Source organism: Pseudonocardia sp. SID8383, from assembly GCF_009864975.1.
Lineage (GTDB): Bacteria > Actinomycetota > Actinomycetes > Mycobacteriales > Pseudonocardiaceae > Pseudonocardia > Pseudonocardia alni.
The window spans coordinates 15,342-31,303 of the sequence record NZ_WWFY01000917.1; the positions used below are offsets into that span (position 1 = coordinate 15,342).

Consider the following 15,962-nt stretch of genomic DNA (forward strand, 5'->3'; position numbering starts at 1 on the left):
TGACCGTGCCGCCCGGCACCCGGGACCGCGCACCCGGCGTACCCGGACCGCTCACCGGGGGTGATACCGGACGGCCGGTTGCCGGTGAGCGGCGACACAGCGTCACGATGGGGGGGTGACAGCAACCATCACGACGCCGACCGTGCCCGAGCCGGGGATGTTCCCGGTGCTGATCGAGCACGAGGCCCGCTACGCCGACCTCGACCCGAGCCGCCGGATCGGCCGCGACGCCCTGGTGCGCTGGTTCGAGGACGCCCGCGTCGCCGTCGAGCGCGACACCTTCGGCGCCGACCTGGTCGCCCGCCTGCAGTCCCGCGTGCGGCTGCTGCTCGCCGCCATCCGGGTGGACGTGCTGGCCCCGCTGCGGGTCACCGGGTCCTACCGGATCGGCGTCGGCGTCAGCCATGTCGGTACCACGTCGTTCTCCTACCGGTACGCGGTCTTCGCCGGCGACGAGTGCGTCGCCACCGGCGAGTCGACCTCGGTGCACACCGACGGCGACGCCCCGACCCCGCTGACCGACGAGGTCCGCGGCGCGCTGACCACCCTGCGCATCGAGGCCCCCGCCCCGGTCCGTCCCGAGCGCGGCGACGCCCGCACCGTCCGCGAGAACTACCCGTTCCGCTGGGACGTCCGCACCCGCTTCACCGACCTGGACACCAACCGCCACGTGAACAACGTCGCGCTGGCCTCCTGGTACCTCGACGGCCTCGCCGAGCTGCACTCCGACGTGCTGGGCTACCCCGAGGGCGGCCCGCTCGACGGGCTCTCCCCGTCGACGCTGTCGGTCCAGTACCTCGCCGAGGTGCACTACCCGGGCATCTACCAGATGCGCGTCGCGGTCACCGAGATCGGCGAAGACACCGTCCGCTACGTCTGCGGCCTGTTCCACGACCGCGAGCTCATCGGCCTGGCCGAGGCCGAGGGCTTCCACCACGCCCCGGGTGAGGACGGCGACCCGGTCCTCCTCGCGGAGAAGCTCGCCCCGTTCCGCTTCCGGGACTGACCCCGCCACGATCCACCGAGATGCGGCTCAGCGGGAGTTATAGATCTCCACACCCCGCTGAGCTGCATCTCGGCGACGGAGGGCCGATTCAGAGGACCGCGCGGACGGCGGTCTCGAAGCCGACGACGTGGTCGCGGCTGACAGCCTCGGCGCGGTCGGCGTCGCCGTCGGCGATCGCGGTCAGCAGCGCCGCGTGCTCGTGCACGTGGCGGCCGACCTGGTCCATGCGGTCCAGGAACAGGCAGTGGATCCGTGTGGCCAGGTGGTAGTAGCGGGTGAGCGTGTCCTCCAGGTACGGGTTCCCGGCGGCCCGGTACACCGACCGGTGGACCGTCACGTCCCACCGCATGAGCTCGATCCGGCCCATCCGCGGCGCCTCCAGCGACGCCACCCGCCCGGCCAGCTCACGCAGCTCGTCGCGCCGCCACCGCGGGGCGACGACGGCGGCCCGCCGCGCGGCGGTCGGTTCCAGCACGGTCCGGACCTCGCACACGTCGCGCAGGTCGGAGATGTCGACGGCGGTCGCGAACGTCCCCCGTCGCGGGTAGGACACGACCAGGCGCTCGGTCTCCAGCCGCTTGAGCGCCTCGCGCACCGGGGTGCGGCCCAGGCCGAGCCGGGTCGACAGCGCCTCGTCGTCGATCGGGGCCAGCGGCGGGATCTCCAGCATGATCAGCCGGTCCCGGATGGCCACGTAGGCCCGGTCGGCCAGCGACCGCGGGCTGTCGAAGTCCACGAACACGTCCTCGGTGGTCGTCATGCGGGCTGCCCCTCGGGAACGGCCCGGCGGTCCAGACGCGACGCGACCGCGCCGGGCAGCCGGAACGACCCGGTCACCACGACGGGTTCACCCCCGGCGGTCGTCAGGGCGTGGTCGACGGCGTCGGCCGGGTCGGCGACGGCGACGGCCGGCACCCCGGCCGCCCCCGCGGCCGCGGCGATCCCGGACGGGCTCCAGTCGGGTGCGGCGCCGTTGCGGCGCCCGGTGGCCGGGCGCGACAGCAGGAACCGCTCCAGCTCGTCCTGTTCGGAGAACACGGCTCAGCACTCGACGATGTTCAGCGCGAGACCACCGCGGGCGGTCTCCTTGTACTTGTCCTGCATGTCCGCGCCCGTCTCCCGCATCGTCGTGATGGCCGTGTCCAGCGAGACGTGGTGCATCCCGTCGCCGTGCGCCGACATCCGCGCCGCGGTGATGGCCTTGATCGAGGCGACCGCGTTGCGCTCGATGCACGGGATCTGCACGAGCCCGCCGACCGGGTCGCAGGTCAGCCCGAGATTGTGCTCGATGCCGATCTCGGCGGCGTTCTCGACCTGCTCCGGGGTGGCGCCCATGATCTCGGCGAGCCCGGCGGCCGCCATCGCGCAGGCCGACCCGACCTCGCCCTGGCAGCCGACCTCGGCGCCGGAGATCGAGGCGTTCTCCTTGAACAGCATCCCGACCGCTCCCGCGGTGAGCAGGAACCGGACGACGGAGTCGTCGTCGAAGCCGGGCAGGAAGCGCTCGGCGTAGTGCAGCACGGCCGGGACGATCCCGGCGGCGCCGTTGGTGGGGGCGGTGACGACGCGCCCGCCGGCCGCGTTCTCCTCGTTGACGGCGAGGGCGTAGAGCGTCACCCACTCCATCGCGTGCAGCGCGTCCGGCTCGCCGGTCGCGGCCTCCAGCCGCTCGCGCAGCGCCATCGCCCGGCGCCGGACCTTCAGCCCGCCGGGCAGCGTGCCGCCGGTGCGGGCGCCGCGCTCGACGCACTCCTGCATCACCGACCAGATGTGGAGCAGCTCGCTGCGTACCACGTCCTCGGTGCGCCGGGACAGCTCGTTGGCCAGCATGATGTCGGAGATCGACAGCCCGTGGGTGCGGGTGAGTCCGAGGAGCTCGTCGCCGGTGGTGAAGGGGTGGGCGACCGGGGTCGCGTCCTCCACCAGGACGGGGCGGCCCGCCTCGTCGGAGTCGAGCACGAAGCCGCCGCCCACCGAGTAGTACTCGCGCTTGTCCAGGACGGCGCCGCCGTCGTCGAAGGCCTGCAGCAGCATGCCGTTGGAGTGGAAGTCGAGCCGGCGGTTGCGGTGCAGGACCACGTCGTCGTCGGGGGCGAAGGTGATCTCGTGGGTCCCGCCGAGGTGGATCCGGCCCCCGGCGCGGACGTCGGCGACCATCGGGTCGGCGCCGACCGGGTCGACGAGGTGCGGCTCGTGCCCGGCGAGCCCGAGTACGACGGCCTTCACACTGCCGTGGCCGTGCCCGGTCGCGCCGAGGGAGCCGAACAGCTCGACCCGCACCGACGCGGTACGGGGCAGCTCGCCCGAGTCGGCGAGCCGCGCGACGAACCGGGCCGCGGCCCGCATCGGGCCCACGGTGTGCGAGCTCGAGGGTCCGATCCCGACCGTGAACATGTCGAACACGGAGGTGCTCACGGTCGCTCCGATCCACGCCGGCCTCTGGTCATGGCGACGATGTTAGACTGATATATCAATCGTGCCAAGAGGGTGCCGCGGTCGATCCGCGGCGGGGTCAGCGTGTGTGGTCGTAGGGCTGCTCGAGCGGCACGCCCTCGGGCGACAGCGGCGGCGGGGGCAGGTCCGCGCTGGAGGTCAGTGGTGCCGCCCCGGCCAGCGGGCGGCCCGCGGTCTCGGGCAGGAACACCACGCCGACCACGCCGACCAGGCCCGCGGCGACGAGGAAGTACCCCGGCCAGTCGAGGTTGCCGGTGGCGGTCACGGCGGTCTCGATCAGCGTCGGCGCGGTGCCCGCGAACAGCGACACCGACAGGTTGAACACCACGCCCAGGCCGCCGTAGCGGACCATCGTCGGGAACTGCGCGGGGAGTGTCGACGGCAGCACCGCGGCGAAGCCGACCAGCACCGTGGCCATCAGCAGCAGGCCCACGAACTGGCCGATCATGCCGTCGCGCATCAGCCGGACCGCGGGCAGCCCCACGGCCACCAGCGTCAGGCTGGTGACCATCAGGACCGGCTTGCGGCCGACCCGGTCGCTGAGCCTGCCCACCGCGGTGATCACGCACAGCATGACCAGCATGACCGCGACGAGCATCGCGCCGGTGGCGGCCCCGGACGCGCCGTGCTGCCCGTGCCGGGGGAGTGTCCCGGTCAGGTAGGTGGGCATGTAGTTGGTCAGCACGTAGTTGGTGACGTTCCAGGCGACCACCAGCGCCGCGGTCACCAGGGCCGGTGTCCGGTAGCGGCGGACCAGGATCTGCATCGCCCGCCGGTAGGGCATCGTCGCGAGCGCGGGGGAGCGCTCCATGAGCTGCCGGAACGCCGGGGTGTCCTCCAGCCGCATCCGCAGGTAGATGCCGGCCACCCCGAGGGGGAGGGCGAGCAGGAACGGGATCCGCCAGCCCCAGGCGAGCAGGTCCTGTTCGGGCAGCACCGCGACGAGCACGCCGCAGACGCCCGCGCCGAGGGTGTAGCCGGTGATCGTGCCGAACTCCAGCCAGCTGCCGAAGAACCCGCGACGGCGGTCGGGCGCGTACTCCGCGACCAGGGTCAGCGCGCCGGTGTACTCCCCGCCCGCGGAGAAGCCCTGCAGCATCCGGATGAGCAGGACCAGCAGCGGCGCGGCGATCCCGGCCGTCTCGTAGGAGGGCACGAAGCCCAGCGCGAGCGTCGCGACGGTCATCAGCAGGACCGTGAACGCGAGCACCCGGGTGCGGCCGATCCGGTCCCCGAGCGGTCCGAACACGAACCCGCCGAGCGGCCGGACGACGAACGCGGCCGCGAACGTGGCGAGGGTCAGCACCAGCGACCACTCGCCGGCCTCCGGGAAGAAGACCCGGTTGAGCACCACCGCGGAGAGGAAGGAGAAGAGGCCGAAGTCGTACCACTCGGCGACGTTGCCGACCGAGGCCGCCGCAGCCGCCCGTCGGACCGTGCGCTCCTCCTCGACCGCGACCGGGCCGCGGCGCCGGGGCCTGCGCGGTCCGTCGGACATGCGGGTCTCCTCGGGTCGATCGGCCGCGCCGCGGCAGCCACGCCGACGTGGCGATGCAGTGTCGCCACACCACCATCCTCGCGACCATGGTGTCACGTATCCACGAGTGATATATCTTTCGTCGACGGGTGGCCCGGAATGTGCTGGTGCCGGTTCCGGGGGTGTTCCGGTCACCGGGGACAGCTGCTCGCATTTCCACGTCGTGACGCCGGGGCCCTGTCCGGGCCGGCCGAGAAATCGCTCGTTGACGGCTGCGACCTGCGGCCTCACCATACGGTTGCGCATGGCATGGCGAGTTTCGCTATAGGCAACAGTGGAGGAAGCATGATCTTCGTGGGCGAGCTGTCCGACCTCCCCGTCGGGGAGTCCGTTCGTGTCCAGGGGACGGTGCCCATCGCCGTCTTCAACGTCGACGGCGATCTCTACGCCATCGACGACACGTGCACCCACCAGGACGCCTCGCTGTCCGACGGATGGCTCGAGGACTGCGCGGTGGAGTGCCCGCTGCACGCGGCCTGCTTCGACCTGCGGACCGGGATGCCGAGCGGCCCGCCCGCGAAGACCCCCGTCCGCACACACCAGGTGGTGATCGCCGACGGTGTGGTCCACGTCGTCGAGTCGGCCCCCGCCTCCGGTGCCGCGACCGGCGTCCGCCCGGGCGTACAGGCCAGCACCTGATGCGTGACGTCACGGTCGTCGGCGCCTCGCTCGCCGGCCTCGCCACGGCGCGAGCCCTGCGCGCCCAGGGCTTCACCGGGACGATCACGGTCGTCGGCGACGAGAAGCACGTCCCCTACGACCGCCCTCCGCTGTCCAAGGAGTTCCTCGCCGGGATCTCCGACGAGGACGCCATCGCCCTGACCGAGGACGACGACGCCGCGCTCGACGTGGTCTGGCGCCTCGGCCGCACCGCACTCGCCCTCGACGGCCCGACCCGGACCGTCACTCTCGACGACGGCTCGACTCTCTCGGCGGACGCCGTCGTGCTCGCCACGGGCGCCCGCGCCCGGAACCTGCCGGGTGAGCTGCCCGGCGGGGTGTACACCCTGCGCACCCTCGACGACGCCCGCGCCCTGCGCGCCGACCTCGTCCCGGGCCGGCGGCTGGTGGTGATCGGCGCCGGGTTCGTCGGGGCCGAGGTCGCCTCGACCGCCCACGGCCTCGGTCTGGACGTCACGATCGTCGAGGCCGCCCCGGTGCCGTTGCAGCGGGCCCTCGGGCCCGAGATGGGCACCGCCTGCGGCCGCCTGCACGCCGCCGCCGGGGTGCCGCTGCACCTCGGCACGGGGGTGGCCCGGCTCGTCGGATCGCCCCGGGTCACCGGGGTCGAACTCACCGACGGCCGCGCGCTGCCCGCCGACGTGGTCGTGGTCGGGATCGGTGCGATCCCGAACGTCGAGTGGCTGGAGGGCTCCGGCCTCGACCTCGACGACGGGGTCGTCACCGACGCCGCGGGCCGCACGACCCTGCCCGGCGTCGTCGCGGTGGGGGACTGCGCCAGCACCCATCGCGACTACACCGGCTCCCGGCTGCGCCTGGAGCACTGGACCAACGCGCTGCAGCAGCCGTCCGTCGCGGCTGCGGCGCTGCTCGGGACCGAGCACTCGCTGCCGGCCCACCACGCGGTGCCCTACTTCTGGTCCGACCAGTACGGGCACAGCATCCAGTTCGCTGGACACCGGGCCGCGGACGGCTCGGTCCGGATCGACGACGGCGACCCCGGGGCCGACGGCGGGTTCCTCGCCGTGTTCCTCGACGCCGCGGGGGAGGCCGTCGGCGTGCTCGGCGTCGACCGTCCCCGGCCCTTCGGGCGGATGCGCCGGGAGCTGGCGAAACGGCTCGCCTGACCCGGCACGTCACCTGCGGCGCAGGTCCTCACGAGGACCTGCGCCGCAGGCGTGTCCGGACCCGCTCGCGCGTACCACGATCAGCCTCTTGACCTGCCGGGAGTGCCGTGCGAGTCTGACCGTAGACAGTTGATATATCAGTCTGCTGGAGAAGATATCTGGAGGTGCCCATGACGACGTCCGCCGTGGATCGGGGTCCGTCGAACGGTGCGACGGGGGTCCTCGACGGGACGCTCGCCGAGACCGACCCGGAGGTGCACGCGGCCGTCGCCGCCGAGCTGGGTCGCCAGCGCGGCACCCTGGAGATGATCGCCAGCGAGAACTTCGCCCCGCTGGCCGTCATGCAGGCGCAGGGCTCGGTGCTCACCAACAAGTACGCCGAGGGCTACCCCGGCCGCCGCTACTACGGCGGCTGCGAGCACGTCGACGTCATCGAGCAGCTCGCCATCGACCGCGTGACGGCGCTGTTCGGCGCCGACTACGCGAACGTCCAGCCGCACTCCGGCGCCCAGGCCAACGCGGCCGCCATGGCCGCGCTGCTCGACCCGGGCGACACGATCCTGGGCCTCGACCTGGCCCACGGCGGGCACCTCACCCACGGCATGCGGCTCAACTTCTCGGGCCGCCTCTACGACGTCGCGGCCTACCACGTCCGCGCCGAGGACCACCGCGTCGACATGGCCGAGGTGGAGCGCCTGGCCCACGAGCGCCGCCCGAAGCTGATCATCGCCGGCTGGTCGGCCTACCCGCGGCAGCTCGACTTCGCCGAGTTCCGGCAGATCGCCGACGCGGTCGGTGCGTACCTGATGGTCGACATGGCGCACTTCGCGGGGCTCGTCGCGGCCGGGCTGCACCCGTCGCCGGTGCCGTACGCCGACATCGTCACCAGCACCACCCACAAGACCCTCGGCGGCCCGCGCGGCGGCATCATCCTGGCCCGCGCCGAGCTCGCCAAGAAGCTCAACTCGCAGGTCTTCCCCGGCCAGCAGGGCGGCCCCCTGGAGCACGTGATCGCGGCCAAGGCCGTCGCGTTCAAGCTCGCCGGTGAGCCCGCGTTCGCCGAGCGGCAGCAGCGCACCCTGTCCGGCGCCCGGATCGTCGCCGAGCGGCTGGCGACCGAGCCCGGCGTCGGCGTGGTCTCCGGCGGCACCGACGTCCACCTGGTCCTGGTCGACCTGCGCGACTCCGAGCTCGACGGCAAGCAGGCCGAGGACCGGCTGCACCGGGTCGGCATCACCGTCAACCGCAACGCCGTCCCGTTCGACCCGCGCCCGCCGATGGTGAGCTCCGGGGTCCGGATCGGGACCCCCGCGCTGGCCGCCCGCGGCTTCGATGCCGAGGACTTCACCGAGGTCGCCGACATCATCGCCTGCGCCCTGCGCCCCGACGCGGGCGACGCCGAGCTCGACGAGCTCGCCGCCCGCGTCACCGTCCTCGCCGACCGCCACCCCCTCTACCCGGAGCTGACGGCATGAGCACCGAGAAGACCGGCACCGGGAACACGCCTCCCGGGGCGCACCTGCCCGAGCACCCCGACGTCCTGTGGCGCAACCCCGAGCCGAAGCGCTCCTACGACGTGGTCATCGTCGGCGGCGGCGGGCACGGTCTGGCCACCGCCCACTACCTGGTCAAGAACCACGGGATCACCAACGTGGCGGTGCTGGAGAAGGGGTGGCTCGCCGGCGGCAACATGGCCCGCAACACCACGCTGATCCGCTCCAACTACCTCCTGGACGAGTCGGCCTTCGTCTACGAGCACGCCCTGAAGCTGTGGGAGGGGCTGGAGGAGGACCTCGGCTACCCGATCCTGTTCTCCCAGCGCGGCGTGCTGAACCTCGCCCACACCGAGCAGGACGTGCGCGACTCGGTCCGCCGGGTCGAGGCGAACCGGCTCAACGGGATCGACGCCGAGTACCTCGGCCCCGACGACGTCGCGAAGATCTGTCCGATCGTCAACGTCTCGCACGACATCCGCTACCCGGTGCTCGGCGCGACCTACCAGCCCCGGGCCGGCATCGCCAAGCACGACTACGTCGCCTGGGGTTTCGCCCGTCGCGCCGACTCCGCCGGGGTCGACCTCATCCAGGACTGCGAGGTGCTGGACTTCGTCACCGAGGGCTCGGTCGAGGACGGGAACGCCCGGGTCACCGGGATCCGCACCAGCCGCGGCGACATCGCGTGCGGGCAGGTCGCGCTCTGCGCGGCCGGGCACACCTCGACCCTGCTCGACCGGCTCGGCGTGGACACCCCGCTGCAGTCGCACCCACTGCAGGCGCTGGTGTCCGAGCTGCTCGAGCCGGTGCATCCGACGATCGTCATGTCGAACGCGGTGCACGTCTACGTCTCCCAGGCGCACAAGGGCGAGCTCGTGATGGGCGCCGGCGTCGACTCCTACAACGGCTACGGGCAGCGCGGCGCCTTCCACATCATCGAGCGGCAGATGGCCGCCGCCGTCGAGCTGTTCCCGGTGTTCGCGCGGGCGCACCTGTTACGCAGCTGGGCGGGCATCGTCGACGTCACCCCGGACGCATCGCCGATCGTGGGCCGCACGCCGTACTCCAACGTGCTGGTCAACTCCGGGTGGGGGACCGGCGGCTTCAAGGTGACGCCCGGGCTGGGCTGGTGCCTGGCCCACACCATCGCCACCGACGAGCTGCACCCGCACATCGCCCCGTTCGCCCTCGACCGGTTCGTCACCGGCGCGCTCGTCGACGAGCACGGCGCCGCCGGCGTCGCCCACTGACCCCAGGAGCCGCCACCGTGCAACTCATCGACTGCCCCTGGTGCGGCCCCCGCGAGGAGGTCGAGTTCCACTACGGCGGCCAGGCCCACGTCGAGTACCCGGCCGCGCCGGCCGAGCTCGACGACGAGCAGTGGGCGCACTACGTGTTCTTCCGGGACAACCCGAAAGGCCCGTTCGCCGAGCGCTGGAACCACTCCGCAGGCTGCCGCCGCTGGTTCAACGCCGTCCGCGACACCCACACCTACCGGTTCCTCGCCGTCTACCCGATGGGCGGGGCCCGGCCGCAGATCCCGGGGGCCCGAGCATGACCCGCGTCGACGGTTTCGGTCGCGTGGACCGGACCCGCACCCTGACCTTCGTCTTCGACGGCACCACCTACACCGGCCACCCGGGTGACACGCTGGCCTCCGCGCTGCTCGCGAACGGGGTCACCGTGCTGGGCGGCTCGGTCAAGCTCGGCCGCCCGCGCGGTATCGGCGGGGCCTGGACCGAGGACCCGGTCGGCCTCGTGCAGGTCGAGGAGCCGTTCCCCGAGCCGATGCTGCAGGCCGCCACCGTCGAGCTCCACGAGGGCCTGGTCGCCCGCGGCCTGAACGGGCAGGGCCGGCTCGCGACGGTGCCCGACACCGCGCGGTACGACCGTCGCCACGCCCACTGCGACACCCTGGTGATCGGCGCCGGCCCGGCCGGGCTGCTCGCCGCACGCACCGCGGCCCGCCGCGGCGACCGCGTGGTGCTCGTCGACGACCGTCCGGAGGCCGGTGGCGCGCTCGTCCCGACCGACCGGATCGACGGGCGCGCCGCGCACCGCTGGGTCGCCGACGTCGTCGCCGAGCTCGCGGAGAACCCCGAGGTGCGCCAGCTGCAGCGCACCACCGCCTTCGGCCACTACGACGACGGGTTCGTCCTGGCCCTGGAGCGGCGCACCGACCACCTCGGCGCGGCCGCCCCCACCCACCGGTCCCGCCAGCGGGTGCACCGGATCCGGGCCGGGCGGGTCGCCGTCGCGGCCGGCGCGATCGAGCGCCCCGTGGTGTTCGCCGACAACGACCGGCCGGGTGTCATGCTCGCGTCCGCGGCGCGGGAGTACCTGCACCGCTACGGCGTGCTCGCCGGACGCGAGGTCGTCGTGTTCACCACCGACGACGCCGCCTACCTCGCCGCCGCCGACCTGGCCGGGGCCGGGGCGCGCGTCACCCTCGTCGACGCCCGCGCCACGCCGCCCACCGAGCGCGCGCGGGAGTGCACCGAGGCCGGGGTGACCGTGACGGCCGGCGCCACCGTCGTCGGCTCCGACGGCGACGCCGCGGGCCGGGTGTCCGCCGCGCACGTCGCGACCGGCGACGGCACCGAGGTGCTGGCGTGCGACCTGCTGCTGGTCTCCGGTGGCTGGACGCCCACCGCGCACCTGTTCAGCCATGTGCGCGGACAGCTGGTCTTCGACTCCGGTCTGGGAGCCTTCCGGCCGGGCGCCGACATCGCGGGCACCGAGGTGATCGGCGCCGCGAACGGTATCCTCGACCTGGCGGGCTGCCTGGCCGAGGGCGCGGGCGGCGACGCCCCGAGCTGCGCCCCGGAGCCCGCGCGCACCCCCGGCCTGGTGCTGTGGCGCACCGCGGGCGACTCCGCGCGCCAGTTCGTCGACGTCCAGCGGGACGCGACCGTCGCCGACATCGAGCGGGCCGTCGGCGCCGGGCTCCGCTCGGTGGAGCACGTGAAGCGCTACACCACCATCGGCACCGCCCACGACCAGGGCAAGACCTCCGGCACCATCGCCTCCGGGATCACCTCGGAGCTGCTGGGCCGCCCGGCGGGCGACCTCGGGACCACCACGTTCCGCCCGCCCTACACCCCGGTGTCGTTCGCCGCGCTCGCCGGCCGCGAGCGTGGGGACCTGTTCGACCCGGTCCGCACCACCGCGGTGCACCCGTGGCACGTCGCACACGGCGCGGTGTTCGAGGACGTCGGCCAGTGGAAGCGGCCCCGCCACTTCCCGCGGGCCGGTGAGGACATGGATGCCGCGGTGCTGCGCGAGTGCGCCGCGGCCCGCCGCGACGTCGCGATCATGGACGGCTCCACGCTCGGCAAGATCGACGTCCAGGGCCCGGACGCGGACACGTTCCTCGACCTCGTCTACACGAACCTGATGAGCAGCCTGAAGGTCGGCCGCGTCCGCTACGGCGTCATGTGCGGCAACGACGGCATGGTCACCGACGACGGCACCGTGCTCCGCATCGCCGAGGACCGGTTCCTGCTCACCACGACCACCGGCGGCGCCGCCTCGGTGCTCGGCCACCTGGAGGACTGGCGCCAGACCGAGGTCCCGCACCTGAAGGTGAACCTCACGTCGGTCACCGAGCACTGGGCGGTGTTCCCGGTCGTCGGGCCCCGCTCGCGCGACGTGATCTCCGCAGTGTTCCCCGGTGTCGACGCCTCCGCCGCGGCGTTCGAGTTCATGACCTGGCGCGACACCGAGCTCGACGGGGTGCCGGTCCGGCTGGCCCGGATCTCCTTCTCCGGCGAGCTGGCGTTCGAGGTCAACGTCGACTCCCGGTACGGCCTGGCCGTGTGGGAGCGGCTGGTCGCGGCCGGCGAGCCGTACGGCATCACCCCCTACGGCACCGAGACGATGCACGTGCTGCGCGCCGAGAAGGGCTACCCGATCATCGGGCAGGACACCGACGGCACCGTCTCCCCGCACGACCTGGGGATGAGCTGGGCGGTGTCGAAGAAGAAGGTCGACTTCGTCGGCAAGCGCTCCTTCGCCCGCCCGCTGAACTCCGACCCGCTGCGCAAGCACCTGGTCGGGCTGCTCCCCACCGACCGCGGCACCCGACTGCCCGAGGGGGCGCAGATCGTCGAGTTCTCGCCCGACGGCACCCTGCCCCCTCCGCCGGTCCCGATGCTCGGCCACGTCACGTCCAGCTACCTGTCCGCGGAGCTGGAGCGGCCGTTCGCGCTGGCCCTGCTCAAGGGCGGCCGCGACCGCATCGGCGACGTCGTGCACGTCCCGCACCAGGGGGCGCTGGTCCCGGTCGAGATCACCGGACCCGTCCTCGTCGACCCGGAAGGAGCCCGCCGTGACGGCTGAGCTCGCCACCACGCACCCGCTCGACGCCCACGCCACGGCACTGACCGGGCTCGCCCGGGACACCGACGGCGGCCTCTCAGCCGAGGTCCTGCCGACCGCGCAGTCGGTGACCCTGCGTCTCGACCCGGCGGGCCCGGCCCGTGCCGGTGTCGACGCCGCGCTCGGGGCCGGCCTGCCGACCCGGCCCAACACCTGGGTCGCCGCCGGTGACGGCGAGGTCGTCTGGCTCGGCCCCGACGAGTGGCTGGTCACCAGCCGCTCCGGGAACGCCGCGGTGTCCGAGGCGGCGCTGCGCGAGCTCGTCGCCGGGGAGGCGGGCGGCGCCGCCGTCGACACCTCCGCCCAGCGGGTCGTGCTGCGGATCGGTGGGCGCCTGACCCGCGAGCTGCTGTCCTTCGGCTGCTCGCTGGATCTGCACCCGCGCTCCTTCCCGGCCGGGCGCAGCGCCCAGACGCTGCTCGGCGGGGCGGGGGTGCTCCTCCTGGCCCGTGACGCCGCCGCCGACGCCGACGGGGGAGCGGTCCTCGACGTGCACGTCCGCAGCTCGTTCGCCGGCCACCTCGCCGACTGGCTGCTCGACGCCGCCCAGGAGTTCCGCGACGACCCCGCCGCCGACCCCGCCGCGTCGCCGGCCCTCGCCGGCTGACCCGCCCGACGACCACGCAGAAGGAGACCACCATGACCCCCCGTGTCGTCATCATCGGAGCCGGGATCGTCGGGGCGAACCTGGCCGACGAGCTCACCACCCGCGGCTGGACCGACGTCACCGTCCTGGACCAGGGGCCGCTGCCGCTGACCGGCGGTTCCACCTCGCACGCCCCCGGCCTGGTCTTCCAGACCACGGGGTCGAAGACCATGACCGCGTTCGCGACCTACACCGTCGAGAAGCTGACGAGCCTGGACGTCGACGGCGGCTGGTGCTTCAACCAGGTCGGCGGCCTGGAGGTCGCGACCACCCCGGAGCGGCTCGCCGACCTGCACCGCAAGCGGGGCTGGGCGGTCTCCCGCGGGGTCCCGGCGTCGGTCGTGGACGCCGCCGAGTGCGCGCGGCTGCACCCGCTGCTCGACGCCGATCAGGTCCTCGGCGGCCTGCACACCCCCACCGACGGCCTGGCCAAGGCGGCCCGCGCGGTCGTCGCGCTGGCCCGGCGTGCCGAGTCCCGCGGCGCGGTGTTCCGCGGCTCGGTGCGCGTCACCGGCATCGCGCAGTCCGGCGGCCGGGTCACCGGCGTCGAGACCGCCGACGGCGAGACCGTCCCCGCCGACATCGTCGTGTCCTGCGCCGGGTTCTGGGGCCGCGAGCTCGGAAAGCTCGTCGGGATGCGGGTGCCGCTGCTGCCCCTGGCCCACCAGTACGCCCGCACCACCCAGGTCGAGCAGCTCGTCGGCCGCAACGACGAGCTGATCGAGGCGCGGCTGCCGATCCTGCGCCACCAGGACGCCGACCTCTACTACCGCGAGCACGACGACTGCATCGGCATCGGCTCCTACGCCCACCGCCCGATGCCGGTGTCGATCTCCGACCTGCCCGAGGTCGGCGACGGCGAGGTAGGCGAGCGCACCCAGCCCTCGATGCTGCCCTTCACCTCCGACGACTTCGCGCTGCAGTGGGAGCAGAGCACGCAGCTGCTGCCCGGTCTGCAGCGTTCCAAGATCGAGCACGGCTTCAACGGGGTCTTCTCCTTCACCCCCGACGGCGGCCCGCTGATCGGCGAGTCCGCCGACGTCGCCGGCTTCTGGATCGCCGAGGCCGTGTGGGTCACCCACTCCTCCGGCGTCGCCCGCTCGGTCGCGCAGCTGCTCGTCGAGGGCCGCAGCGAGCTCGACCTGCACGGCTGCGACGTGCACCGCTTCGACGAGGTCGAGACCACCGACGCCTACGTCGACGAGACCTCGCAGCAGAACTTCATCGAGATCTACGACGTGCTGCACCCGCTGCAGCCGAAGCTGTCCCCGCGCGACCTGCGGACCAGCCCGTTCGTGGACCGCCAGCGCGAGCTCGGGGCGTTCTTCCTGGAGTCCCACGCCTGGGAACGCCCGCACTGGTACGAGGCCAACGCGGTGCTGGCGAACGACCTGCCCGCCGAGTGGCGTGCCCCGTCCCGCGACGCGTGGTCGGCGATGTTCCACTCGCCGGTCGTCGCGGTCGAGGCGTGGCGGACCCGCACCGCGGTCGCGATGTACGACATGACCCCGCTGAAGCGCCTGGAGGTGTCCGGGCCGGGTGCGTGCGCGTTCCTGGAGGGCCTGACCACCGGCACGATGGACAAGTCCGTCGGCGCGGTCACCTACACCCTCATGCTGGACGAGGCCGGCGGCGTCCGCAGCGACCTCACCGTCGCCCGGCTGGGCGAGCAGCTGTTCCAGGTCGGCGCGAACTCCCACCTCGACCTCGACCACCTGCGGCGTGCGCTGCCCGACGACCACTCGGTGGTCGTCCGCGACATCACCGGCGGTACCTGCTGCATCGGCGTCTGGGGCCCGCTGGCCCGCGACCTGGTGCAGCCGCTGTCGGGCGACGACTTCTCCCACGAGGGGCTGAAGTACTTCCGCGCGAAGTCCGCGCACATCGCCGGCATCCCGGTGACGGCGATGCGGCTGTCCTACGTCGGCGAGCTCGGCTGGGAGATCTACACCAGCGCCGAGTACGGCCGGAAGCTGTGGGACGTGCTGTACGAGGCCGGGCGCCCGCTCGGCGTCGTCGCGGCCGGGCGCGCGGCGTTCGACAGCCTGCGGCTGGAGAAGGGCTACCGCTCCTGGGGCGCGGACATGTCCACCGAGCACAACCCGTACGAGGCCGGTCTCGGCTTCGCGGTCCGCCCGCACACCAAGGGCGAATTCGTGGGCCGCGCAGCCGTCGAGAAGATCGACCCCGACGCCGTCACCCGCAGGCTGACCTGCCTCACGATCGACGACGGCCGCAGCGTCGTCCTCGGCCACGAGGCGGTGTTCGTCGACGGCGAGCCCGCCGGCTACGTCACCTCCGCGGCGTACGCCTACACCCTGGGCACCCCGGTCGCCTACGCCTGGCTGCCCGCAGGGCTGCCGGTCGGGGGAGCGGTCGAGATCCAGTACTTCGACCGGCGGATCCGCGCCTCGGTCGCGGCCGAGCCGCTGTTCGACCCGGAGATGAGCCGCATCCGGCGCTGACCCGCACGGCCCGGGGCCGGCCCCCCCGGGGGCCCCGGGCCCCGACGTGCCACCCCCGTCGCACCGCCGCACGGAAGGACCCCATGCGTTCCGACACCCTGGACCGGTTCCTCTGGGACCTGGCCGCCCGCGTCCCCGCCCCGGGCGGCGGCGCGACGGCGGGCCAGCACCTC

Annotated in this window: 13 protein-coding genes; 9 read left to right on the forward strand and 4 right to left on the reverse strand. The window is 73.4% G+C overall.

The genetic code is table 11. The features are described 5' to 3' along the window. Nucleotides 1-115: 115 nt before the first annotated feature. Nucleotides 116-1,006 (forward strand): thioesterase family protein, encoded by an 891-nt coding sequence (locus GTW08_RS21810; protein WP_139282851.1) that lies wholly within the window; start codon nt 116-118, stop codon nt 1,004-1,006. 88 nt (nt 1,007-1,094) lie between these two features. Here GTW08_RS21810 and GTW08_RS21815 read toward each other — a convergent pair whose 3' ends face one another. The 4 genes from GTW08_RS21815 to GTW08_RS21830 form a co-directional block, all read right to left on the reverse strand. Next, nucleotides 1,095-1,766 carry a GntR family transcriptional regulator gene (locus GTW08_RS21815; protein ID WP_073576188.1) on the reverse strand — a complete coding sequence of 224 codons (672 nt, stop codon included), beginning with the start codon at nt 1,764-1,766 and terminating at the stop codon, nt 1,095-1,097. Then, nucleotides 1,763-2,044: a hypothetical protein gene (locus GTW08_RS21820; protein ID WP_073576187.1), complete on the reverse strand. Its 282-nt coding sequence runs from the start codon at nt 2,042-2,044 to the stop codon at nt 1,763-1,765. The genes GTW08_RS21815 and GTW08_RS21820 overlap by 4 nt, the downstream gene beginning before the upstream one ends. A 3-nt stretch (nt 2,045-2,047) precedes the next feature. Further along, nucleotides 2,048-3,421 carry an L-serine ammonia-lyase gene (locus tag GTW08_RS21825; RefSeq protein WP_073576186.1) on the reverse strand — a complete coding sequence of 458 codons (1,374 nt, stop codon included), beginning with the start codon at nt 3,419-3,421 and terminating at the stop codon, nt 2,048-2,050. Between the two features lie 97 nt (nt 3,422-3,518). Next, a complete protein-coding gene (locus GTW08_RS21830) occupies nt 3,519-4,958 on the reverse strand; it encodes an MFS transporter (protein ID WP_073576185.1) in 1,440 nt (479 codons plus the stop codon). Nucleotides 4,959-5,282: 324 nt separating this feature from the next. On the opposite strand from GTW08_RS21830, the gene GTW08_RS21835 reads away from it, so the two are divergent. The 8 genes from GTW08_RS21835 to GTW08_RS21870 all read left to right on the forward strand — a co-directional run bounded on the left by GTW08_RS21835 (nt 5,283) and on the right by GTW08_RS21870 (nt 15,789). Next, entirely contained in the window at nt 5,283-5,636 is a 354-nt protein-coding gene (locus tag GTW08_RS21835) for a bifunctional 3-phenylpropionate/cinnamic acid dioxygenase ferredoxin subunit (RefSeq protein ID WP_073576184.1), read from the forward strand. Beyond that, the gene (locus GTW08_RS21840) at nt 5,636-6,805 is read left to right on the forward strand and encodes an NAD(P)/FAD-dependent oxidoreductase (protein ID WP_073576183.1); all 1,170 of its coding nucleotides are present in this window, start codon (nt 5,636-5,638) and stop codon (nt 6,803-6,805) included. Before GTW08_RS21835 ends, GTW08_RS21840 begins: the two co-directional genes overlap by 1 nt. A 170-nt stretch (nt 6,806-6,975) precedes the next feature. Then, nucleotides 6,976-8,280, forward strand: coding sequence for a serine hydroxymethyltransferase (gene glyA / locus GTW08_RS21845; protein ID WP_073576182.1), 1,305 nt, complete (start codon nt 6,976-6,978; stop codon nt 8,278-8,280). After that, nucleotides 8,277-9,548, forward strand: a complete 1,272-nt coding sequence (locus GTW08_RS21850; protein WP_073576181.1) for a sarcosine oxidase subunit beta family protein — start codon at nt 8,277-8,279, stop codon at nt 9,546-9,548. The genes glyA and GTW08_RS21850 overlap by 4 nt, the downstream gene beginning before the upstream one ends. Before the next feature lie 17 nt (nt 9,549-9,565). Continuing rightward, on the forward strand, nt 9,566-9,856 hold the full coding sequence (locus GTW08_RS21855) for a sarcosine oxidase subunit delta (protein WP_073576180.1): 291 nt from the start codon (nt 9,566-9,568) through the stop codon (nt 9,854-9,856). Then, on the forward strand, nt 9,853-12,639 hold the full coding sequence (locus tag GTW08_RS21860; RefSeq protein ID WP_073576179.1) for a 2Fe-2S iron-sulfur cluster-binding protein: 2,787 nt from the start codon (nt 9,853-9,855) through the stop codon (nt 12,637-12,639). The genes GTW08_RS21855 and GTW08_RS21860 overlap by 4 nt, the downstream gene beginning before the upstream one ends. Then, nucleotides 12,629-13,285, forward strand: coding sequence for a sarcosine oxidase subunit gamma (locus GTW08_RS21865; RefSeq protein WP_073576178.1), 657 nt, complete (start codon nt 12,629-12,631; stop codon nt 13,283-13,285). Before GTW08_RS21860 ends, GTW08_RS21865 begins: the two co-directional genes overlap by 11 nt. Nucleotides 13,286-13,317: 32 nt before the next feature. Further along, nucleotides 13,318-15,789 carry a GcvT family protein gene (locus tag GTW08_RS21870; protein ID WP_073576177.1) on the forward strand — a complete coding sequence of 824 codons (2,472 nt, stop codon included), beginning with the start codon at nt 13,318-13,320 and terminating at the stop codon, nt 15,787-15,789. Nucleotides 15,790-15,962 lie beyond the last annotated feature (173 nt).